This is a genomic window from Rhizobium sp. TBD182, assembly GCF_001950375.1.
Taxonomy (GTDB): domain Bacteria; phylum Pseudomonadota; class Alphaproteobacteria; order Rhizobiales; family Rhizobiaceae; genus Agrobacterium; species Agrobacterium tumefaciens.
In genome coordinates this window covers 232,299-254,759 of the sequence record NZ_BDLN01000002.1, presented here as the reverse complement: position 1 = coordinate 254,759, position 22,461 = coordinate 232,299, and the positions used below count along the sequence as shown (strand labels likewise).

At 60.1% G+C, this 22,461-nt stretch carries 17 protein-coding genes; all 17 read left to right on the top strand.

The genetic code is table 11. The features are described 5' to 3' along the window. Positions 1-3 precede the first annotated feature (3 nt). The 17 genes from T18_RS09925 (at position 4) to T18_RS09845 (ending at position 22,438) form a co-directional block, all read left to right on the top strand. Entirely contained in the window at positions 4-1,650 is a 1,647-nt protein-coding gene (locus T18_RS09925; RefSeq protein ID WP_003511019.1) for an ATP-binding cassette domain-containing protein, read from the top strand. Positions 1,651-1,667: 17 nt separating this feature from the next. Then, positions 1,668-3,224 carry a hydantoinase/oxoprolinase N-terminal domain-containing protein gene (locus tag T18_RS09920; protein WP_003511017.1) on the top strand — a complete coding sequence of 519 codons (1,557 nt, stop codon included), beginning with the start codon at positions 1,668-1,670 and terminating at the stop codon, positions 3,222-3,224. Beyond that, positions 3,217-4,350 carry a DUF917 domain-containing protein gene (locus T18_RS09915; protein ID WP_003511016.1) on the top strand — a complete coding sequence of 378 codons (1,134 nt, stop codon included), beginning with the start codon at positions 3,217-3,219 and terminating at the stop codon, positions 4,348-4,350. Before T18_RS09920 ends, T18_RS09915 begins: the two co-directional genes overlap by 8 nt. 43 nt (positions 4,351-4,393) lie before the next feature. Continuing rightward, entirely contained in the window at positions 4,394-5,989 is a 1,596-nt protein-coding gene (locus T18_RS09910; protein WP_003511014.1) for an ABC transporter substrate-binding protein, read from the top strand. A gap of 115 nt (positions 5,990-6,104) precedes the next feature. After that, complete coding sequence (locus T18_RS09905) at positions 6,105-7,181, top strand: DUF917 domain-containing protein (protein WP_003506758.1); 1,077 nt, start codon at positions 6,105-6,107, stop codon at positions 7,179-7,181. Beyond that, entirely contained in the window at positions 7,178-8,716 is a 1,539-nt protein-coding gene (locus tag T18_RS09900) for a hydantoinase/oxoprolinase N-terminal domain-containing protein (protein ID WP_003511012.1), read from the top strand. Before T18_RS09905 ends, T18_RS09900 begins: the two co-directional genes overlap by 4 nt. Positions 8,717-8,761: 45 nt before the next feature. Further along, complete coding sequence (locus T18_RS09895) at positions 8,762-9,706, top strand: isoaspartyl peptidase/L-asparaginase family protein (RefSeq protein ID WP_003511010.1); 945 nt, start codon at positions 8,762-8,764, stop codon at positions 9,704-9,706. 117 nt (positions 9,707-9,823) lie between these two features. Then, positions 9,824-10,729 carry a LysR family transcriptional regulator gene (locus T18_RS09890; RefSeq protein ID WP_003511007.1) on the top strand — a complete coding sequence of 302 codons (906 nt, stop codon included), beginning with the start codon at positions 9,824-9,826 and terminating at the stop codon, positions 10,727-10,729. A 180-nt stretch (positions 10,730-10,909) separates the two neighbouring features. Continuing rightward, entirely contained in the window at positions 10,910-11,854 is a 945-nt protein-coding gene (locus T18_RS09885; protein ID WP_003511005.1) for an ABC transporter permease, read from the top strand. Continuing rightward, positions 11,851-12,669 (top strand): ABC transporter permease, encoded by an 819-nt coding sequence (locus tag T18_RS09880; protein ID WP_003511004.1) that lies wholly within the window; start codon positions 11,851-11,853, stop codon positions 12,667-12,669. The genes T18_RS09885 and T18_RS09880 overlap by 4 nt, the downstream gene beginning before the upstream one ends. Next, positions 12,666-14,300, top strand: a complete 1,635-nt coding sequence (locus T18_RS09875; RefSeq protein ID WP_003511002.1) for an ABC transporter ATP-binding protein — start codon at positions 12,666-12,668, stop codon at positions 14,298-14,300. Before T18_RS09880 ends, T18_RS09875 begins: the two co-directional genes overlap by 4 nt. Positions 14,301-14,313: 13 nt before the next feature. Then, positions 14,314-15,156 carry a serine hydrolase gene (locus T18_RS09870; RefSeq protein WP_003511000.1) on the top strand — a complete coding sequence of 281 codons (843 nt, stop codon included), beginning with the start codon at positions 14,314-14,316 and terminating at the stop codon, positions 15,154-15,156. Between the two features lie 29 nt (positions 15,157-15,185). Then, a complete protein-coding gene (locus T18_RS09865) occupies positions 15,186-16,730 on the top strand; it encodes an ABC transporter substrate-binding protein (RefSeq protein WP_035251549.1) in 1,545 nt (514 codons plus the stop codon). A 126-nt stretch (positions 16,731-16,856) separates the two neighbouring features. Then, positions 16,857-18,299, top strand: a complete 1,443-nt coding sequence (locus tag T18_RS09860) for a M20 family metallopeptidase (RefSeq protein ID WP_003510996.1) — start codon at positions 16,857-16,859, stop codon at positions 18,297-18,299. 362 nt (positions 18,300-18,661) lie between these two features. After that, entirely contained in the window at positions 18,662-19,591 is a 930-nt protein-coding gene (locus T18_RS09855) for a sugar ABC transporter substrate-binding protein (protein WP_003510994.1), read from the top strand. Between the two features lie 241 nt (positions 19,592-19,832). Then, complete coding sequence (locus T18_RS09850; protein WP_003510992.1) at positions 19,833-21,374, top strand: sugar ABC transporter ATP-binding protein; 1,542 nt, start codon at positions 19,833-19,835, stop codon at positions 21,372-21,374. Between the two features lie 32 nt (positions 21,375-21,406). Next, positions 21,407-22,438 carry an ABC transporter permease gene (locus T18_RS09845; RefSeq protein ID WP_003510990.1) on the top strand — a complete coding sequence of 344 codons (1,032 nt, stop codon included), beginning with the start codon at positions 21,407-21,409 and terminating at the stop codon, positions 22,436-22,438. The last annotated feature ends 23 nt before the right edge of the window (positions 22,439-22,461 follow it).

The window sequence follows — 22,461 nt, the reverse complement described above, 5'->3', positions numbered from 1 at the left end:
GCCATGACTGAACCGCTTCTCAAAGTCGAAAACCTCAACGTCACCTTCACCAACTACGGTCGCACGCGCCAAGTGCTGCGCGATGTCGCCTTCACAGTCTCAGCCGGCGAGCGGGTGGCGCTGATCGGCGAAACCGGATCGGGTAAATCGGTCACCGCCAAGGCGATCATCGGCACTTTGCCGAAGAATGCCACTATTGCCTCCGGCGCCATTGTCATCGACGGGCGGGATGTGCTCGCCATGCCGCGAAGGGAACGCGAGGCGCTTAAGGGAACGGCGTTTTCGCTGATCATGCAGGACCCTCTGTCTTCCTTCAATCCGGTCTTCAAGATCGGCACGCATCTCGATGATGTCATGCGCTTTGCCGACAAGCGCAACGGCATCAACTCGTCCAAGGCAGAGCGCCGCACCCGTATCGCAGCGGTTCTGCGCCGCGTGCAGCTTGGCGATACCGAGCGGGTCATGAATGCCTATCCGTCCGAGCTTTCGGGCGGCATGCGCCAGCGCGTGTTGATCGGGCTTGCGTTGCTGCATCAGCCGAAGCTCCTCATCGCGGATGAGCCCGGCACCGCGCTCGACGTCACCACGCAGGACGAAATTCTCAATCTCATCAACCAGCTGGTTGCCGAAGAAAATATGGCGCTGCTGATGATCACCCATAATCTCGGTGTCGTACGTAAGGTGGCGGATCGGGTCGTGGTTATGCACCATGGCGACATCGTCGAGACCGGTCCCTGCACGCAAATCCTGCACGCTCCCGCTGCGGACTACACGCGTTCGCTGCTGGATGCGGTGCCGCCGCTCTACGGTCCCCGTGTCGCCGATCTGGCGCAGAGCACACGCTCGCCGATCGTTACCATCGAGGGCCTGAACAAGATTTATGGCAGACGCAACGGTTACCACGCCGTGCGCGATGTGAACCTGACGCTGAAGGACGGCGAAATTTTCGGTCTTGCGGGCGAGTCCGGTTCTGGAAAAACCTCGGTCGCCCGGATGATCATGGGACTTTCTCGCCCGACCTCCGGCAATCTTGTCATCGACGCCCCGTCTCCCGGCCGTGGCAAGCGGCTGACGCAGATCGTCTATCAAAATCCGGGCACTTCCCTAAATCCGAAGCGCACGGTCAGGCAGACGCTTACCCTACCGTTGAAATCCATCGGTATGGACGGTGAGGCGCGCGAACGCCGGATGCAGGAACTGATGGGGCTGGTGCGATTGCCGCAATCCTATCTCGGTAAATATCCGCATGAACTTTCCGGCGGACAGAAGCAGCGTGTCGCCATTGCCCGTGCACTCGCGGCTGAACCGAAAATCCTCATCCTCGACGAGCCGACGGCGGCGCTTGATGTCTCCGTGCAGAAGACCGTTATCGACCTTCTGCTGCAGCTGCGGGAAGAGCTTGGCCTAACCTATCTGATGATCTCGCACGACCTGTCGCTGATGCGCAATTTCTGTTCGCGCATCGCCATCATGCTGCGTGGCGAGATCGTCGAGGAAGGGGTGACGTCTGCGGTTTTCGCCGAGCCGAAGCATCCCTACACCCGCGCCCTTATCGCGGCGATCCCCGTCGTCACCGACGAGGAAGAGCGCCTGAAACCCACCGTGACAGAGGAAGAGCGTATGCGCTTCCTCGTAAAAACGACCGATTGATAAAAGAGGAGCCTGACGTGTATCGCGTTGGAATTGACGTCGGCGGCACAAATACCGATGCCGTTGTGTTACAGGAAAAGACTGTTCTGGCGGGGGTGAAAGCCTCCACCACCGAAGATGTGACGTCCGGTGTCATCGAAGCCCTTGAAAAGGTGATCGAGGCGTCGGGCATCGACAGGGCACACATCGGTGCCGTGATGATCGGCACCACGCATTTCACCAATGCGGTGATCGAGCGGCGGCATATGGACGAGGTCGCCGCCATCCGGATCGGCCTGCCGTCCGGCGCCGGCCTGCCGCCGATGGTCGACTGGCCGGATGACCTCCGGGAAATCGTTGGTAACCACGGTTATCAGGTCCGCGGCGGATATGAATTCGACGGTCGCGAAATCTCAACGCTCGATGAGGACGAGATTGTCCGCATCGCCGCCGATATCCGCGCAAAGGGCCTGAAGGCCGCGGCCGTCACCTGCGTCTTCAGCGGCATCAATGATGCGATGGAAGTGCGGGCGAAGGATATCCTGCAGGCGCGCTGCCCCGGCCTGCCGGTGGTTATGTCCAAGGATATCGGACGGCATGGTCTGCTCGCCCGCGAAAGTGCTGCGATCATGAATGCCAGCCTTCTTTCGCTTGCGGACCGCACCGTTGCCGCTTTCGGCGAGGCGCTGAAGGCAGCGGGCATAACCTGCCCGTTTTACATCACCCAGAACGACGGCACGCTGATGGCGGCGGATGTGGTGCGCGGCTTCCCTGTGCTCACCTTCGCCTCCGGCCCGACGAATTCCATGCGCGGCGCTGCTTTCCTCACCGGCCTCAAGGATGCCGTGGTCGTGGATGTCGGCGGCACCACCTCCGATGTCGGCTCGCTGTCGCACGGCTTTCCGCGCCAGGCGTCCACGACGGTGGATATTGGTGGCGTGCGCACCAATTTCCGCATGCCGGATGTGTTCTCGATCGGTCTCGGTGGCGGCTCGCTGGTGGTCAATGGCGAACATGGCCTCACCGTTGGCCCGAAATCAGTCGGTTACCGCGTCCGCCGTGAGGCGCTCTGCTTCGGCGGCACGACCCTGACTGCAACCGATATCGCTGTCGCCTCCGGCAAGGCGGACGTGGGCGAGAAGGCTCTGGTTTCCACTCTGGACAAGCGGCTGGTGGATGCCGCAGTCAAAAAGATCAACGACATGCTCGAGTCCTGTGTGGAGCGCAGCCGCATCTCGTCATCACCGGTGCCGGTGATCGCCGTTGGCGGCGGCTCCATTCTCATGCCTGACCGTATCGGCGATCTGGACGTCATCCGCCCCGAGAATTTCGCGGTAGCGAACGCCGTGGGTGCAGCGATCGCGCAGATCAGCGGCGAGACGGACCGCGTCTTCTCGCTGATCGAGGGGCGCACGCGTGAAAGCGCGCTTGCGGAGGCGGAGGCCGAGGCACGCGAAAAGGCGATTGCGGCTGGCGCACTGGCCGAAACGCTGGAAGTCATCGAGCGCGAGGATATGCCGCTTGCCTATCTGCCCGGCAATGCCACCCGCATTCATGTGAAAGTCGTTGGAGAAATGGGAGCCAATCATGGCTGAGACGCGCAAGCTGAAATATGACGAAGCGGCATTGCGTACGCTGACGAGGGAAGATCTCGACGCGCTGGAAATCGGTGCGGGCATTCTCGGCACTGGCGGCGGCGGCAATCCCTATCTGGGCAAGCTGCTTGCACTCGAGGCCATGAAGGCCGGTTACGAGATGAAGATACTTGCGACAGACGCCATCGAGCCGGACGCGCTTTGCATGTCCATCGGTGGCATTGGCGCCCCCGTTGTCGGCGTGGAGCGCATTCGCGAGGGCCGTGAGGGGCTGCGTTGCCTGCGCGCCATGGAAGAGCTGATCCGCACGCCGGTAGACGCCATCGTCTGCGAGGAAATCGGCGGCTCGAACTCCATGAACCCGCTGGTGACGGCGGCGCTTGGTGGCCTGCCGATCCTCGATTGCGACGGCATGGGCCGGGCTTTCCCAGAGATGCAGATGACGACCTTCTCCATCTATGGCCACAGTTCGACGCCATCGGTGATGTGCGACCTGCACGGCAATGCCGTGATCTTCAGCCACGCCGTTTCCGAAGTCTGGCACGAGCGCATGGCCCGCGCCTGCGTCGTTTCTCAGGGCGGCGGCGCAATGCTGGCGACCGCGCCGATGCAGGCCCACTACGTGCACCAGTATGGTATTCCGAAAACCTACACCAAGGCGATCGCGCTCGGCGAGGCGGTGATCCGTGCCCGCAAGCAGCAGGAAGACCCGATTGCGGCTGTCTGCGCGCTTGAAGGCGGACGGCGCATCTTCAACGGCAAGATCACCGATCTGAAACGCCATCTGCGCGGCGGTTTTGCCGTGGGCGATGTCGAGCTTTCCGGCTTCGACGATTGCTCGGGCCAGATGGCGAGCGTGGCGATCCAGAACGAATTCCTGCTGTTCCGCCGTGACGGCAAGGTGGAAGTGACCGTTCCTGATCTGATCGTCTTGCTCGATGTCGATACCGGTTACCCGATCACCACCGAAGTCCTGCGTTACGGCCAGCGCGTGGCCGTGGTCGCGATCCCCTGCCACGATCTGCTGCGCAGCGCCCGCGCGCTCGAAGTCGTTGGACCGGCGGCTTTCGGTTACCCGGACATTCCTTTCTCACCGCTGCCCGTCCCGGTCGGCAAGGCTGCCTAACCATAAGCGGGGCAAATGACCCGCAATAAAGAGGAGAACGACTATGAAAATGCCAGGACTTCCTTCCCGCCTTGCCGTGCTTGCGCTCGGCACGGCAATCGCGTTGCCGCTTGTTTCTTCCGCTGCTTTTGCGGAGGACAAGGTTTCGGTCGCGGTCAACACCATGCAGATATTCAGCTCGCTCGACCCGGCGAAAGTGACTGACTATACCGGCTACATGGCCATCGTGAACATGTATGACGGCCTGACCACGGTGAATGCCAAGGGCGAAATCGTGCCGCATCTGGCAAAGTCCTGGGATATTTCTGCAGACGGCCTGACCTATACCTTCCATCTGCGCGACGATGCGAAGTTCCAGGATGGCACGGCGGTGAAGGCTGCCGATCTCGTCTGGTCGGTGCAGCGCCTGCTCGGCATCAACAAGGGTCCGTCGAACCTCATCGTCGGCGTGCTGAAGCCCGAAAACGTCAGCGCGCCCGATGATGCGACGCTCGTCATGAAGATCGAGCGTCAGTTTTCGCCCTTCATGGCCTCCACGCCGCTGATGATGGCGTTGAACAAGACGTTGATCGAAGCCAATGCCAAGCCCGAAGACAAGTGGGGCGAGGCCTATGTGGGCGAACATTCCGCCGGTTCCGGCCCATACAAGCTCGTCAGCTACAACCGTTCTGCCGATATGGTCATTGCCCGCAATGCGGACTATTTCCTTGGCTGGACCAAGGGCAAGCCGATCGACGAAGTACGCTTCGTCCAGACGAGCGACGACGCTACCGTCAAGGCGCTGGCTGAAAAGGGCGAACTTGGCCTTTCCTCGCACGGCCTTGGCAACGACACCTATGAATCCATCGGCCGGATGAAGGATTACAAGCTCATCCAGACCCGCACCGCTGGCGGTTTCGTCATCAAGCTCAACACCAAGGTTTACCCGACCGACGACGTTCACGTTCGTCGCGCCATTGCCTATGCGACGGATTACAAGACGATCCAGGAAGTGATCTATCCCGGTTTCGACATGCAGGGACCGCTATCCGACGCGTTCAAGGACGCGCATAACGGCGATATTCAGCCCGGCGTCTACGATCTGGAAAAGGCGAAGGAAGAACTGGCGAAGTCGAAATATGCCGGCCAGAAAATCACGCTGGTCAACAGCTATGTCGCTTCGCTGGCCTTCGAGGCGGAAGTGGCGCTGCTTTTGCAATCCAGCCTCGAGCAAATCGGTATTACGCTCGATATCAAGCCAGAGCCGTGGAACCGTATCGTTGAGCTTTCCTCCAAGCCTGAAACGACGCCTGCGTCGACGCAGGTGAATATCTCGCCGACCTATCCGTCTCCGGATGCGATGTTCTACAACCAGTATCACTCCAAGGCATCAGGCACATGGATGTCGATGGAATGGCTGCAGAACGCGGAAATCGACGGGTTGATCGACAAGGTCCGTGCCACGACCGATACCAGCGAACAGAACGCAACCTACAAGGAACTGCAGACCAAGATCGCCGATCTTCAACCGGATGTCTGGGCGGTTGCGCCGAACCGCCGTTATGCGGCGAACAAGTGCCTTCAGGGTTACGAGTTCATTCCCATGCAGAGCTGGGACCTGAACTTCTCCAACTTCCATTGGGACTGCAAGACGGAGTGATCTCCGTCCCATGAAAAGCGGTCCCGCCGCAGGGCGGGGCCGATGAGACTTGGAACGATAAAGGGAAGGAGCATCGCTTGCGCCGGAAAGGCTGCGGCATGCCCGAGGATGACGCATGATCCAGGAATTTTCCGAAGACGATATCGAACCTCTTGCCACCGGCGCCTGGATTCTGGGAACGGGCGGTGGAGGCAATCCCTATATCTCGACGCTCAATCTGCGCCGTCTTTATGCCGAAGGCAGACGGGTGAAGGTCATGGACCCCATGGCGCTTGCTGATGACGACATGGTTGCGGTCGTCTCCAAGATGGGTGCACCGCTTGTTGGTCAGGAACGGCTGGGAGACCCCGTTCATCTTGCCCGCGCGGTCGAGGTCATGGAGGATTATCTCGGCAAGCCTTTCCGGGCGATCATGAGCGTGGAAATCGGCGGTTCGAATGCGTTATCGTCCTTCCTCGCCGCCGCCATGCTCGACCGGCCCGTCGTCAATGCCGATGCCATGGGACGTGCTTATCCCGAAGCGCAGATGACCTCATTCGCCATCGGCAACCTGCCGATGTTTCCGCTGTCGCTCGTCGATGTACGCGACAATGAGGTGATCGTGACGCGCGCTGCATCGTGGAAATGGATGGAGCGCATCTCGCGCAAGGTCTGCACCGAAGTCGGCTCTACCGCCGCCACCTGCAAGGCGCCGCGCACCGGCAAGGAAGTGAAGGAATGGGGCATTCATTACACCGTCACAAAGGCGACCGAACTCGGGCGCGCGGTGATGGAGGCGCGTGCACGCCATGATGACCCGGTTCAGGCGGTTCTCAACCATGAGGGTGGCAAACAGCTGTTCCGCGGCAAGGTGGTGGATGTCGCCCGCGAGACCACCGGTGGCTTTCTGCGCGGCAGTACGACCATTGAAGGCATCGACGCCGATCGCGGCTCACGCATGGAACTTGCCTTCCAGAACGAGTGGGCGGTCGCCTTCCGCGACGGCCAGCCGGTCGCCATGACGCCGGATTTGATCTGCCTTCTCGACACTGTTTCGGGCAGCGCCATCGGCACGGAATCGGTGCGCTATGGCCAGCGTGTCACGGTTATCGCCCTGCCGGCGCCGGAACTCTTGACGACGCCTGCCGGCATTGCTGCCGTTGGCCCGCGTGCCTTCGGTTATGACATTGATTTCAGATCGGTATTCCCATGAAACGCATCGGTATTGACGTTGGCGGCACCAATACGGATGCCGTTCTGATCGATGGAGACGCCATCGTTGCCTCGATCAAGGTTCCGACCACGCAGGATGTCCTGTCCGGCGTGAAGGCGGCCCTCGCTCACGTGTCTGGCCATGTCGGCGCGGCAGATCGCCCGATCGATGCGGTCATGATCGGCACCACCCATTTCACCAATGCTGTCGTGGAGCGCGCCCGGCTGGAGCGAGTTGCGGCCATCCGCATAGCGCTGCCGACCGGTTCTTCACTGCCGCCCATGTGCGACTGGCCGAAGGATCTCTACGAGCCCGCCGATCCGCTGATCTTCATGGTTCATGGTGGCCATGAATACGATGGCAGTCCGCTGGTGCCGATGATCCCGGATGAAATCCGTGAAGCGGCGATGAAAATCCGCGATGCAGGCATTACCTCGATCGCCATTTCGGCAACCTTTTCGCCGCTGACCACGGAGTGCGAGGTGAGGGCGGCGCAGATTGTCCGTTCGGTGATCCCCGATGCACGCATCACGCTTTCCCATACGCTGGGCCGTATCGGGCTTCTGGAGCGCGAAAACGTCGCACTTCTGAATGCCGCCTTGCAGACCCTTGGCAGGACCACGGTACAGGCATTTTCGGATGCGCTGCGCGAAGCAGGTGTGAAGGCGCCGTTTTATCTTACACAGAATGACGGCACCGTGGCGCTTGCGGACGTAGCTGCCGCAAACCCCGTGCACAGCTTCGCTTCCGGCCCGACCAATTCCATGCGTGGTGCGGCTTTTCTCACCGGGCTTTCCGATGCCATGGTGGTGGATGTCGGCGGCACCACCTCCGATATTGGTTGCCTTGTCGGTGGTTTTCCGCGTGAGGCAAATAATATCGTCCATATTGGCGGGGTCCGCACCCTGTTCCGCATGCCCGATCTTCTACCTGTAGCACTGGGCGGCGGCACCATTGTCGACCCGCAGACAGGCAAGATCGGCCCGCGCTCGGTTGGGTATCGCATCCTGACCGAAGCCCGCGTTTTCGGCGGCGAGACACTGACGGCATCGGATATCGCCGTTGCGGCAGGCCTGATCGAGATGGGTGACAGGGATCGTGTGAAGGGCCTCGATCCGGCATTCGTGCAGGCGACGCTCGGCCGTATCCGCGACATGGTGGCCGACAGTTTCGACCAGATGAAGACATCAGCCGAAGACGTGCCGCTGGTTGCGGTCGGCGGCGGCGCATTCCTGATACCGGAGCAGGTGCCGGGCGCATCCGAGGTGCTGCGTGTGGAAAATGCAGGCGTTGCCAATGCGCTCGGCGCAGCGATGGCGCAGGTGTCCGGTGAGGTGGATCAGGTCTTTTCCGGGTTGAGCCGCGACGAAGCCCTTGCGAAAGCCGAGACCGAAGCGCAGAACGCAGCGGTCGCTTCGGGAGCGGAGCGCGCGAGCCTCAAGACGCTTGAGGTGGAGGATATTCCCATCGCCTATCTGCCTGGCGGCGCTCGCAGGGTCCGCGTGCGTGTTATCGGCGATATCGCCTTTCATTGATGGTAAGAGGCCCTGCCTGCGGCGGGGCAACAGTGGAGTGAGGATATGACGAAGATCGCACTGGCCATTCACGGTGGTTGCGGGGTTATGCCGGAAGACAGCATGACTCCGGAGGAATGGGAAGCGGCGCGCCACGATCTGGCGGCGGCACTGCGCGCCGGTTATGGTGTGCTCAAGGCTGGCGGAACTGCGCTGGAAGCGGTTGAGGCGGCAGTCGTCGTTATGGAGGACAGCCCGCATTTCAACGCAGGCCATGGGGCGGCGCTCAACGAGAATGGCATTCACGAACTCGACGCGTCGATCATGGATGGCAAGACCCTTGCGGCAGGCGCAATCAGCGCCTCCCGCGCCATCCGCAACCCGGTGAAGGCGGCCCGGGCGCTGATGGAGGATGAACGCGCAGTCTATCTCACCGGTGAAGCGGCTGACCGGTTTGCGAAGGAGAGAGGGCTTGCCACGGAGCCTCAATCCTACTTCACCACGCAAAAGCGTGTCGAGGCGCTGGCGGCCATGAAGGCCCATGCCACCGCAGGTACGGAAGCGACGGAAAACGAAAAACACGGAACCGTCGGTGCCGTGGCACTCGATGCTGCTGGGCATCTCGCAGCCGCGACATCCACCGGCGGCTACACCAACAAGCCTGATGGCCGGGTGGGTGACAGCCCGGTGATCGGGGCGGGCACCTATGCACGCGACGGCGCCTGCGCCGTTTCCGGCACCGGCAAGGGTGAATTTTTCATCCGTTACGTCGTCGGCCATGAGATCGCGTCCCGTGTCGCCTATCTCGGGCAGGATCTGGAAACCGCCGCCGGCAACCTCGTCCACAAGGATCTGGCGCCCTACGATATCGGTGCGGGTCTTGTCGCCATCGATGCCGAAGGCGGCATTGCCGCACCCTATAATACGCCCGGCATGTTCCGGGGCTGGGTGACTCCATCAGGAGAGGCCCGTGTTGCCACCCACGACAGGGTCTACGACGTGGAATTGTAACCGGCGACCGACCGGGCCGAATGACAATGCTAAAAAAACCGGTGACATGAAGGCCTATCGGCGGCAAAAGGTCTGAACCAAAACCGGCTCGTCTTTTCATCCCATGGTGCTGGCCTCATGAATATCAAGCAGCTCGAAGTCCTTCGCACGCTTCTTTCCACCGGCTCGACCATCGCCACCGCCAAGGCCATGGGGCTAAGCCAGTCCGGTATCAGCCGGCTTCTGGCTCAGCTCGAGGCGGACCTGTCGCTGACGCTGTTTGCCCGTGACAAGGGGCGGCTGATCCCGACGCCGGAGGCAGCGCTTCTCGCGCGTGACGCGGAAAATGTGCTGCTTGCTGTCGACCGCATGTCCGGCCACGCCGAAGATCTGCGCAATGGTGCGGCCGGTCCGGAAATCGTCCGCATCGGCCTGCCGAGCAGCATGTGGGAGAACTTCGCGCCCGCCATGCTGATAGACTATGTCAGGGATTTCCCCGGCGTGCGCATCGAGACTTTCTTTGAAACGACCACCGCCATCAACAGGCTGGTTGGCGAGCGGGTGATCGACCTCGGTTTCCTGCGCATGGAAGGTGAGATTGGACCGGGCATTGATGTCGAGCGTGTCGCCACCGGCAAAAGCGTCTGCGTGGTCCGTCAGGATCACCCTTTAGCCGAGCTTACCGAGATAACAGTTAAGGACCTGCGCAACATTCCGCTCATTCTGATCGGCCGGCAGCGGCCGAACCGAATGGCGCTCGAGCAGGTCTTCAAGAAAGCGGGCGTCAAGCCCATGGTGAAGATCGAGACTCACACCAACAGTTCCGCATGCGCCTATGTCGCGCATGGTCTGGGCGTTACGATCATCAGCAGTTTTTATGCTAACCTCTACAGGCACCTTCCCGTCGTGGCGCTGCCCTTCATTCCGCAATCAACCCAGGAGTTCGGTCTTGCCCGGGCCTCCGGCGCACCGCTGTCCATCGCGGCGCAGGCACTCAGCGACGCCTTGAAGCAACAAATCCAGCTTTCGCAAAAAATCGACTGAAAACAGGGTTTTTCGCGAAAAATCTCATTGTCCCTGTCAGGATGAAACGTGCCACCATTCTGCATAGGCATATGACGTTTATGCATAATATTGCGCGTTATTTATCAATCCGTCATAGTCATTCGCAACGAAACCGATAGAGGCGGGAGCACGTCCCCGGCCATCAATCGTGGGGAACCGATGATAAGATTCATACTGAGCCGTCTTTTGATGGCGCTGCCGACGATCGCCTTTGTGTCGATCACGGTCTTTGCGCTCATCCGCTTCATTCCGGGTGATCCGGCCGCCCTGATGCTGGGCGACATGGCGCAACCGGAACAGATCGAGGCGATGAGAACAGAGCTTGGTCTCGACAAGTCCATGCCGCAACAGTTCGTCATCTGGGCGGGCAATGTGGTGCAGGGCGATTTCGGCCGGTCCATCGTCAACGACGAGGCAGTATTGCCGCTGGTCGTGTCGCGGTTCCTCGTCAGTGCTGAGATCGTCGTCGTCGCCGTTCTGCTGGCCAGCCTGATTGCGGTTCCGGCAGGTGTGATCGCCGCCTGGAAACAGAACAGCCTGACCGATCTTGCACTGGTTGGAACGGCAACCCTGCTTTTGTCCATACCGACATTCTGGCTCGGGCTTCTGCTTCTGCTGTTCTTCGGTCTAAAGCTCGGCTGGCTGCCGGTGCTGGGATACGTATCGATCAGCGACAATCTCGTTGGCGGCATGCTCTATCTTGTCCTGCCTGTCATGACGCTGGTGATCCACGAAATGGGTGTCTTGATCCGCATGGCCCGCGCCTCAACGCTTGAAGTGCTGCGGCTGGATTACATTACCCATGCCCGCGCCAAGGGACTTTCGGAGAGTGCCGTCCTCTGGCGGCACGCCTTCAAGAATGCCTTTGGTCCGACATGGACGATGATAGGCCTCATCCTCGGCAATCTTCTCGGCGGCATCGCCGTCATCGAGACGGTCTTTACCATTCCGGGGCTCGGGCGGCTGATGGTCGACAGTATCTTTGCGCGTGACTACCCCGTCATACAGGGCTGCCTGCTGTTCGTTTCCCTGTCCTACGTGCTGGTCAATCTCTTCGTCGACCTTCTTTATCCTCTCTTCGATCCGCGTGTGGTTGCCGAATGAAAAAGTTCACACTCAACGGGCTTATCGGCGGCGTTCTCATCGGCCTCCTGCTCATCACCGCCATTACCGGCCTGTTCTGGACGCCCTATGATCCGATGAAGCTCGGTTTTGCCTCGCGGCTGGCCGCGCCCGGTCCCAGCCATCTTCTCGGCACCGACGAATTCGGGCGCGATGTTCTCAGCCGCCTGATGGTCGGCGCGCGTGCCAGCGTCTGGATCGGCTTCCTGACGGTCAGCTTCGCGACGATCTGCGGCACTCTGATCGGTCTTGTCAGCGGTTATGCGCGCGGCTGGGTTGATGGCGTCATCATGGCCATCAACAATGCGCTTCTCGCTTTTCCAGGCATTCTCCTGGCGCTTGGCCTTCTCGCGGTCTTTGGTGCCAACCAGTACGGCATCATCTTTGCGCTCGGCATCGCCTACACGCCATCCATGGCCCGCGTGGTGCGTGGCGCGGTATTGTCGCTGCGTGAGCGCGAGTTCATTGAGGCATCGCTGGTGATGGGCAATGGCGAGATCTACACCATGTTCCGCCACATCCTGCCCAATTGCATCGCGCCGATCACGGTACTTGCCACGTCCATGTTCGGCTGGGCAATCCTCTCGGAAAGCGCACTGTCCTTCCTCGGCCTTGGCGTGCCACCGCCGGCCCCCACATGGGGCAACATGCTGGCCGCTGGCCGGCCCTTCATCCAGCAGGCCGTCTGGCTCGGGCTTTTCCCCGGTCTCTGCATCGCGCTGACACTGCTCGGCATCAATCTTCTGGGCGATGCCCTTCGCGACAGGCTTGACCCGCGCATGAGAGGTCTCAAATGACGGACAATACTCTTCTTACCGTGCGCGGCCTTTCGCTGGAGGTCGCGGGAAGCGGCCACCGGGTAGTCAAGGATGTTTCCTTCGATATTGCGCCTGGCGAAATCTTCGGCATCGTCGGCGAAAGCGGATCGGGAAAGACGCTGGCCACCCGCGCGCTCATCTCGCTTCTGCCCCCGGCAATTGCCGTCACCGGCGGATCGGTCATCTACAAGGGAAGGGACGTGATGTCCCTGCCGGCAAGGGAACTTCGCCGCCTGCGCGGCGCGGAAATCGGCGTCGTTTTCCAGGAGCCGATGACCTCTCTCAATCCGTCGATGACGATTGGCCGGCAGCTGGAAGAAGGCCTGATCCTTCACACCAAGTTATCGCCGGAAGAGCGCCGCGAGAAAATTCTCGAGATGCTGAGACGGGTCGGTATCCGCGATCCCGAAGGGGCGCTTGCTGCCTATCCGCATGAGTTTTCCGGCGGCATGCGCCAGCGCATCATGCTGGCCTCGGTCATGCTCCTGAAACCGGCGCTGCTGATCGCCGACGAGCCGACGACGGCGCTCGATGCCGTCATCCAGCGCGACGTCATGGAGCTGATGGTCGAACTGACACGGGCGGAGGGAACAGCCGTCCTTCTCATCAGCCATGACCTACCGATGGTGGCCCGCTATACGAGCCGTATCGTGGTCATGGAGAAGGGCGCGATTGTCGAACAGGGGCGAACCGAAGACCTGCTCGATGCGCCGCAGCATCCCTATACGAAAAAGCTGCTTTCCTCTTTGCCCTTCCGGGGCGAGCCGCGTGTCGTCGACACCAGCAAGGCGCCGATGATTTCAGCCCGAAACATTGTTGTCGATTATGCCGGACGCAAGTCACTGCTGAAGAAAGCCAAGCCGAAGCGGGCGCTGCACGGGGTCAGCATCGATATTCACGAAGGTGAAGTCGTGGCACTGGTCGGTGGCTCCGGCTCCGGCAAGACGACGCTTGGCCGCACCATTGCCGGTCTCGTAAAAGAAAGCGAAGGGCAGATCCAGTTTCAGGGGCGGGAACGCAACGAGGACTGGAACGACTATCGCCTGAATTGCCAGATGGTGTTTCAGGATCCCTATTCCTCGCTCGATCCGCGAATGACCATTCAGGCGCTGGTGGAGGAGGCGTTGCGTCTCGTCCCCGGCCTGGATCAGGCTGCCAAGCGCAAGCGGGCGCTGGAAACGCTGGAAGAGGTGGGGCTTGGCGCAGACTATGCCAGCCGTTATCCGCACGAGCTTTCCGGCGGCCAACGCCAGCGCGTGGCGATTGCCCGTGCCATTGCCCGCCGTCCGCGGTTCCTGATCGCCGACGAACCGGTTTCCGCCCTTGACGTGACGGTGCGGGCGCAGGTGCTCGATCTCTTTTCCGATCTGCAGAAACGTTACGGCTTTTCCTGCCTGTTCATCAGCCACGATCTCGGCGTGGTCGAACAGGTGGCCGACCGTGTCGTCGTCATGCAGGACGGCCGTATCATCGAAGAGGGTGACCGCGACACGATTTTCGACAGCCCGAGAGAGGCCTACACACGCCGGCTCCTCTCGGCCATTCCCGCCCTCGACCAGAATGAAAAGGGCGGTGTGACACTCAAATGGCGTCTGGAAGAAGAAGTTTAACGGGAACATGACAATGACTGTGGCTGCCCAACTGAATGCTATCTGTGATGCACAGCCTTTTGTGACGCGCTTCATGGTGCGCAATCTCCTGACCGGCGAAGAGATCGGACGGGGAGAAAACGAGGAGACCCCATCGGGCAGCACCCGCAAGACGTCGATCATGATGGCAGTGCTCAAGGCTGCCAGCGAAGGGCGGCTCGATCTCGACCAGCCCGTCACCTATGAGAAGAGGCTGGCGGAAGAGGTGGCCAGCGGCATGTTCCGCTATCTGACACCGGGCATCGTCATTTCCCTGCGCGATGCGCTCGCCGGCATGATGGTGCTGAGCGACAATGTCTGCACCAAGATGGTGCTGGAGCGGCTGACGCTTGAGGAGGTGGACAGCTATTGCAAGACGCTCGGCATGGCCAATACCCACCACCGTTTCCTCATTCCGCCGTTGGCGCTGGCGGCCGATCATCCGCTGAAGACCGTCACGACCACCTCGGCGGCGGACCAGGTGCTGCTGCTTCAGACCATTCTTGATGCCCAGTCCTCGCCAGAGGCGCAGGCAACGCTCGGCTGCAGCCCGCAATTGTGCGGCTGGGCAATGCAGACGCTGAAAAACCAGATATTGCGCTACGGAATCCGCTCCCGCCTGCCATTCGAGGCTGTGGTGGCGAGCAAGAGCGGACGCGGCAAGCGCGGGCGTATGGACGCCGGCATCGTCTACAGAAACGGCGCGCCGTCTTTCATCATCACCGCCTATACCGATGAAGTGCCGCAGGTGATGCCTGACGGCACGCCGGGATACACCATCGCGCTCGAAACGATCGGCCGGCTGGCGCAGGCCTGCTGGGACGGCTTTCAACAATGATAATCAACGACAACAAAGAGGGTAGAACAGTGAACAAACTTCTTCTCGCAGGCGCGGCCCTGCTCGTAACAGCCAATATCGCGGCGGCTCGCGACATCACCATCGCGCAGAGCTCCGATCTGCGCAGCAGCAATCCCGGCGTCAATCGTGACGGCAATACGGACGGGGTGATCCTTCACATCGTCGAAGGCCTCGTCGGTTACAACAATGGCGGCGAAGTAAAGCCGCTGCTTGCCGAGAGCTTCGAGGTTTCGCCAGATGGCCTCACCTATACGTTCAAGCTGCGCGCGGATGTAAAATTCCATAACGGCAAGCCGCTCACCGCAGAAGATGTCGTCTGGAACTGGACGCGCTATCTGAAGCCCGAAACCAAATGGGCCTGCCTGAATGATTTCGTGGAAGGCGGTGCCGCGCATGTCACCGGCGTCAAGGCCACGGACGCCTCCACGGTTCAGATTACGCTTGAAAAGCCGTCAGCCGTTTTCCTCGGCCTGATGTCGCGGCCCGAATGCGGTTATACCGGCATGATCTCGCCGGAATCTGTTGCCGCTGACGGCAGCTTCGTCAAGCCCATCGGCACCGGTCCGTTCCAGTGGAACGAATGGAAGAAGGGTGAATATATCCGCCTCGCCAAATTCGCGGATTATGTTTCGCCTGTGAACGACGGCAAGCCGGATGGCATGGTCGGCTCCAAGCGGCCGCTGGCCGACGGCATCAAGTTCATGGTTATTCCGGACGCCTCGACCGTGAAGGCGGGCCTCGAATCCGGCGTGCTCGACACCGCCGAGATTTCTCCCGATCTCATTCCGGAGTTCAAGACGAATGAGAAGATGCAGCTCATTGTTGCCCGCAACAACGGCAAGAACCTTTTCTATATTCAGACCCGCGACAAGGTGCTGGGCAATCCAGGCGTGCGCCGCGCCATGGCGATGGCGCTTGATCTAGATGAACTGGTCGCCGCCGCATCGAACGGTACGGGCGAAGCCAACGGCTCGATGGTTTCGCAGGACTCGGTCTATTTCGATGAGACCCAGAAGAAGCGTCCGGCCTATGACATCGAGGCAGCCAAGAAGGAACTGGCGGCAGCCGGTTACAAGGGCGAGCCGATCTCTATCATCGCCAACAAGCGCGGCAATGTGCCGAGTTTTCCGGCAGCCGTCATGGCGCAGGCCATGATGCAGCAGGCGGGTCTGAACGTACAGATCGAGGTGCTGGACTATGCCACGCAGGTGGATCGTCGCCGTTCCGGCAATTATCAGGTGATCTCGCAGTCTGTCGCGCCGCGTCTCGATCCGGCCCTGATGTATGCATTCTACGTCGGCAACAAGGACAAGAACGCCTCCCTGATGTGGGATGATCCGAAGGCGATCGAGCTGATGAAGGCTGCCTATGTTGAGGCCGACCAGGCGAAGCGCCAGAAGATTTTCGACGAGTTTCACGAACTGATGCTGAAGGAAATGCCCGGCATCTTCCTTTACGACATGGTCGATGTCTGGGGCGCGACCAAGAAGCTCAAGGGTCAGCCGGTCTGGCAGTCGAACGCCCGCCTCTGGGAAGTCTCGGTCGACAACTGATCCAATATTGCCCGCGCCGGAAGCAAAGCCCGGCGCGGGCATTTGCCATCATGACCGTAATGATTTGGCGGCCCCCGCCGAAGCGTTTGCGTGCGCCCTTAAAGGGCAGGAATGCGAGGACAAGCCATGAACCGTGAAGCCGTGATGTCGATTGCCGCCGAAATCGAGTCAATGAAGCCACATTTCACCACTTTGAGCGACAGCATCTGGGATTTTGCCGAACTCAAATTCGAGGAGAGGCAATCTGCCGGGGTTCTAGCAAACGCGCTTGAGGAGAACGGCTTTGTGGTCCGCCGCGGTGTAGCTGGCATGGACACGGCCTTCATCGGTGAATTCGGCCACGGCAAGCCGGTTATTGCCTTCCTCGGTGAATTTGACGCGCTTGCTGGCATGAGCCAGATGGCCGGCGTGGCCGAGGCAAAACCGCTTCAACCCGACGCCTCCGGCCATGGCTGCGGCCACAATCTGCTCGGCGTCGGCTCGCTGATGGCCGCCATCGCACTTGCCCGGCATCTGAAAGCCAACAACCTGCCCGGCACGGTGCGTTATTATGGCTGCCCCGGCGAAGAGGGCGGTTCCGGCAAGACTTTCATGGTGCGCGCCGGTCTGTTTGACGATGTCGATGCGGCTCTGACGTGGCATCCCGCGCCCTTTAACGGCGTACGCTCCACCAACAATCTCGCGGTGCTGGAATATTTTTATCGTTTCAAGGGCGTTGCTTCCCATGCCTCCAACGCCGCCCATCTTGGTCGCTCGGCGCTAGATGCTGTCGAATTGATGAATGTTGGCGTCAATTTCCTGCGCGAACACATGCCGCAGGATTGCCGGGTGCATTATGCGATCACCGATGCCGGCGGCAAAGCGGCAAATGTTGTGCAGGCAAAGGCCGAAGTGCTCTATCTGATCCGCGCACCTGAAATGCGCCAGGCGCTCGATCTCGCAGCCCGTGTGGACAAGGTCGCGCGTGGTGCGGCCATGATGACCGAAACAGAGGTGGAGATCGTCTTCGATACCGCCTCCACCAATCTCCTGCCCAACATCACACTCGAAACGGCGATGCATGAAAACATGGTGGCGCTTGGACCCATAGCCTTCGACGAGGCCGATCAGGCCTTCGCCAAGGTCATTCAGGACACGTTCACGGAAGAGGCGATCAAAAGCAGCATCCGGCTCTACCAGATCAAGGGCGACGTCTTTTCCAACGGGAAGATCGACGGGTCGACGCCGCTGCATCTCGGCCTGCGCGATTTCGAGGGGCAGTCGCATTTTCGTGCCGGATCGACCGATGTCGGTGATGTCAGCTGGGTAACGCCAACAGCGCAATGCTGGACGCCCGCATGGGCAATCGGGACCAATCCGCATACATGGCAGGTGGTGGCGCAGGGCAAAAGCCCGGCCGCCCACAAAGCCATGGCACACGCCGCCAAGACGCTCGCATCGACAGGTCTTTCGCTGATGACCTCGCCCGAGCTGCTTGAAAGTGTCAAAAAAGAATGGCTGGAGAAAACCGAGGGCAGTGATTATGTCTGCCCCATTCCGGCGGATGTGATGCCCGGTTTTCACGATTAAGACGTGGCGCGTCTTTCGCGCCCGTCCAACTCTTCCACTTGTCCGTGATGTTTTATCGCAGGCAGCCCAGCGACTTCCGCGAAAGTGCTCAGCAAGCGCATGAGCCCCCTCCGCCCACGCCAGGGCGGAGGGGGCTATCCCCGTTTTCTCTGAAAACTCCTGGTCATCACCGCCTTGTGTGCCGTCTCGCTTCACGGCCACGAAGAAAGCATTGACGTTCGAACCAAAAATGGAATAAATATATCGAACAACAGAAATTCGGTTTCATTATTCCGTTTTCTGGATGTGAGGAGTTAGCGGCGGGCTCTCGGGTCCGTTTCCGGCTGGGAGAGGTGGCGCTGGACACCGAGGAGGAGAAAACAATGAAAAAGCTTATTATCAGTGCGGCTATGTCTGTGCTTTTGGGCACGGCGGCACATGCCGAGACCGTCGGTGTTTCGATGGCCCTGTTCGACGACAACTTCCTGACCGTGCTGCGCAACGGCATGCAGGATTATTCCAAGGAGCTGAAGGGCGTCACCCTGCAAGTTGAGGACGCGCAGAACGACGTTGCCAAGCAGCAGAGCCAGATCCAGAATTTCATCGCCTCCAAGGTCGATGCGATCATCGTCAATCCGGTTGATACGGATGCGACGGCGGCCATGTCGAAACTTGCTGCTGAAGCCAAGATTCCGCTGGTTTACGTCAACCGCCAGCCGGTAAACGTGGATTCCCTGCCAGACGGCCAGGCCTTCGTGGCATCGGAAGAAACTGTGGCCGGCACGCTTGAAACCAAGGAAGTCTGCCGCCTTCTCGGTGGCAAGGGCAAGGCCGTGATCATGATGGGCGAGTTGTCCAATCAGGGCGCGCGCATGCGCACGCAGGCCGTTCACGATGTTCTGAAAACCGATGAATGCAAGGGCATTTCCGTGGTTGAAGAGCAGACGGCCAATTGGCAGCGCACGCAGGGTTCCGACCTCGTCACCAACTGGCTGTCCGGCGGTATCGAGTTCAATGCCGTCATCGCCAATAACGATGAAATGGCGATCGGCGCTATCCAGGCTCTGAAGGCCGCGGGCAAGGACATGAAGGAATATGTCGTTGCCGGTGTGGACGCCACGCAAGACGCTCTTGCCGCCATGCAGGCAGGCGATCTCGACGTGACGGTCTTCCAGGATGCGGCTGGCCAGGGCAAGGGTGCTCTCGATGCCGCACTGAAGCTCGTCAAGGGCGACAAGGTTGACAAGAAGGTCTACATTCCCTTCCAGCTCGTTACCCCGGAAAACGTCAAGGACTACGTAGCCAAGAACTGACGACCCTTTACCGGCATTTGCGACCGTTTCAAGCAATATCGGAAGCAAATGCCGGTTCTGGACGGCAGTCGGCGTCTCAGACGCCGAGTTGAACCAGGCTAGAATAGTATTTCAGTGAATTCAAAGTGTTACAGCGCTTTTGTGTGTCTTGATCGGCACGGCGCTGTAAGCCTCCCCGGAGGATGGGCGCCTTTTGGCGAAACCTCTTCCCCGGTCATTTTTGTCTATCGTGGAGGATAAGATGGTCGTCAGCCCATCGACAATGGCCGCCGTGCGCGCCAGCGGCGCCGTGCCCAATGCAGAATATCTTCTCGCAGCGGACGGCATACGCAAGGAATTTCCCGGCGTTGTCGCGCTGGATGACGTTTCGTTCCACCTCAAGCGCGGCACCGTGCATGCGCTGATGGGTGAGAACGGCGCCGGTAAATCGACGCTGATGAAGATTCTGGCAGGTATCTACCAGCCGGATGTCGGAGAAATTCGCCTGAAGGGCGCTGCGATACGCCTCGATTCACCGCTTGATGCGCTCGAAAACGGCATTGCGATGATCCATCAGGAACTCAACCTGATGGCCTATATGACGGTGGCGGAAAATATATGGATTCGCCGAGAGCCAAAAAACCGACTGGGCTTTATCGACCATGGCGAAATGTATCGCCGCACCCAGACACTGCTCGAAAGGCTCGGTATCGATCTCGATCCGGAAATGCGTGTCGGCGAACTATCGGTCGCAAGCCGGCAGATGGTCGAAATCGCCAAGGCGGTTTCCTACGATTCCGACGTTCTCATCATGGACGAACCGACGTCAGCGTTGACGGAGCGCGAGGTGGAACATCTGTTCCGCATCATCCGCGACCTCAGGGACCGCGGTATCGGCATCGTCTACATCACTCACAAGATGAATGAGCTTTTCGAGATCGCCGATGAGTTTTCCGTCTTTCGCGACGGCAAATATATCGGCACCCACGCGTCCACCGATGTGACGCGAGACGACATCATCCGCATGATGGTGGGGCGCGAAATTACCCAGATGTTCCCGAAGGAAGAGGTTCCGATCGGCGATGTGGTGCTGTCGGTCAAGAACCTGACGCTGAACGGCGTCTTCCATGACGTGTCATTTGATGTTCGCGCCGGGGAAATTCTAGGTGTCGCCGGCCTTGTCGGTTCTGGCCGCTCGAACGTGGCGGAAACGGTGTTCGGCGTTACGCCGGCGTCTTCGGGCACTGTGGAAATCAACGGCAAGCCTGTGTCGATCGCAAGTCCGACAGAGGCGATCCGTCACCGCATGGCGTTCCTGACGGAAGACCGCAAGGATACCGGCTGCCTGCTGATCCTCAATATTCTTGAGAACATGCAGATCGCGGTTCTTCAGGACAAATATGTCGCCAACGGCTTCGTGCAGGAAAAGACGCTTTCGGAAGCCTGCGACGACATGTGCCGCAAGCTCCGGGTCAAGACGCCCAATCTTTACGAGCGCATCGAAAACCTGTCGGGCGGTAATCAGCAGAAGGTGTTGATCGGGCGCTGGATGCTGACACAGCCACGCATCCTCATTCTGGATGAGCCGACGCGCGGGATCGATGTTGGCGCAAAGGCCGAAATCCACAAGCTGGTTGGCGAGATGGCGCGCAATGGCGTCGCCGTCATCATGATTTCCTCCGAAATGCCGGAGGTTCTGGGCATGAGCGACCGTATCATGGTCATGCATGAAGGTCGCGTGACGGGCTTCCTTGACAGAAGTGAAGCCACACAGGTGAAAGTGATGGATCTCGCATCGCGGTGAGGCGCGCCGGGATTTCTCGAGGAGGAATGACTATGAATACGAACGCCGCCGCCAACGCAGAGTTGGATGCAAAATCCGGACGCAAGCCGCACAGGCGCATACCGCCCGAAGCAAATATATTTTTCGTGCTGATTGGCATCGCGCTGGTTTACGAAATTCTTGGCTGGATTTTCATCGGCCAGAGCTTTCTGATGAACCAGCAGCGCCTGACGATCATGATCCTGCAGGTGTCCGTCATCGGCATCATCGCCGTCGGCGTCACGCAGGTCATCATCACCGGCGGCATCGATCTGTCCTCCGGTTCGGTCGTCGGTCTGACGGCGATGTTGTCCGCCAGCGTCGGGCAGTCGTCCACATGGCCGCGGGCGCTTTACCCGGGTCTGACCGATCTGCCTTTCTTCATGCCGCTGGCTGTCGGCATTCTGGCTGGCGCTTTGGCCGGTTTCATCAACGGGCAGCTTATAGCACGCACGAAAATCCCGCCCTTCATCGCAACCCTGGGCATGATGGTGACGGCGCGCGGCCTTTCCAAATGGTACACCAAGGGCCAACCGATTTCCGGTCTGACCGACGGTTTCACCTTCATCGGAACAGGTGTCTGGCCGGTCGTGGTTTTCCTCGTCGTCGCGGTTATTTTCCACGTCGCGCTGCGTTACACCCGTTACGGCAAGTTCACCTATGCCATCGGCGCCAACCAGCAGGCCGCCCGCGTTTCCGGTATCAATATCGAGGCGCATCTGATCAAGGTCTATGCCATTGCCGGCATGCTGGCCGGTCTTGCAGGCGTCGTCACCGCCGCCCGTGCACAGACGGCGCAGGCCGGCATGGGTGTGATGTATGAACTCGACGCCATCGCCGCGGCCGTTATCGGCGGCACTTCGCTCGCCGGCGGTGCTGGCCGTATTACCGGCACAGTGATCGGCACCATCATTCTCGGTGTCATGACATCCGGTTTCACGTTCCTCAGGGTCGATGCCTATTACCAGGAGATCGTCAAGGGACTGATCATCGTGGCTGCGGTCGTCGCTGACGTCTACCGCCAGAAGAAACGCGCAAAACGCTAAGCACTCCTCCTCCCGGACCTGGG

Bases quoted from the DNA above. Each gene is read 5' to 3' on its own strand.
- T18_RS09925 (WP_003511019.1), top strand. From the start codon at position 4: ATGACTGAACCGCTTCTCAAAGTCGAAAACCTCAACGTCACCTTCACC.
- T18_RS09915 (WP_003511016.1), top strand. From the start codon at position 3,217: ATGGCTGAGACGCGCAAGCTGAAATATGACGAAGCGGCATTGCGTACG.
- T18_RS09910 (WP_003511014.1), top strand. From the start codon at position 4,394: ATGAAAATGCCAGGACTTCCTTCCCGCCTTGCCGTGCTTGCGCTCGGC.
- T18_RS09905 (WP_003506758.1), top strand. From the start codon at position 6,105: ATGATCCAGGAATTTTCCGAAGACGATATCGAACCTCTTGCCACCGGC.
- T18_RS09900 (WP_003511012.1), top strand. From the start codon at position 7,178: ATGAAACGCATCGGTATTGACGTTGGCGGCACCAATACGGATGCCGTT.
- T18_RS09895 (WP_003511010.1), top strand. From the start codon at position 8,762: ATGACGAAGATCGCACTGGCCATTCACGGTGGTTGCGGGGTTATGCCG.
- T18_RS09890 (WP_003511007.1), top strand. From the start codon at position 9,824: ATGAATATCAAGCAGCTCGAAGTCCTTCGCACGCTTCTTTCCACCGGC.
- T18_RS09885 (WP_003511005.1), top strand. From the start codon at position 10,910: ATGATAAGATTCATACTGAGCCGTCTTTTGATGGCGCTGCCGACGATC.
- T18_RS09880 (WP_003511004.1), top strand. From the start codon at position 11,851: ATGAAAAAGTTCACACTCAACGGGCTTATCGGCGGCGTTCTCATCGGC.
- T18_RS09875 (WP_003511002.1), top strand. From the start codon at position 12,666: ATGACGGACAATACTCTTCTTACCGTGCGCGGCCTTTCGCTGGAGGTC.
- T18_RS09870 (WP_003511000.1), top strand. From the start codon at position 14,314: ATGACTGTGGCTGCCCAACTGAATGCTATCTGTGATGCACAGCCTTTT.
- T18_RS09860 (WP_003510996.1), top strand. From the start codon at position 16,857: ATGAACCGTGAAGCCGTGATGTCGATTGCCGCCGAAATCGAGTCAATG.
- T18_RS09855 (WP_003510994.1), top strand. From the start codon at position 18,662: ATGAAAAAGCTTATTATCAGTGCGGCTATGTCTGTGCTTTTGGGCACG.
- T18_RS09850 (WP_003510992.1), top strand. From the start codon at position 19,833: ATGGTCGTCAGCCCATCGACAATGGCCGCCGTGCGCGCCAGCGGCGCC.
- T18_RS09845 (WP_003510990.1), top strand. From the start codon at position 21,407: ATGAATACGAACGCCGCCGCCAACGCAGAGTTGGATGCAAAATCCGGA.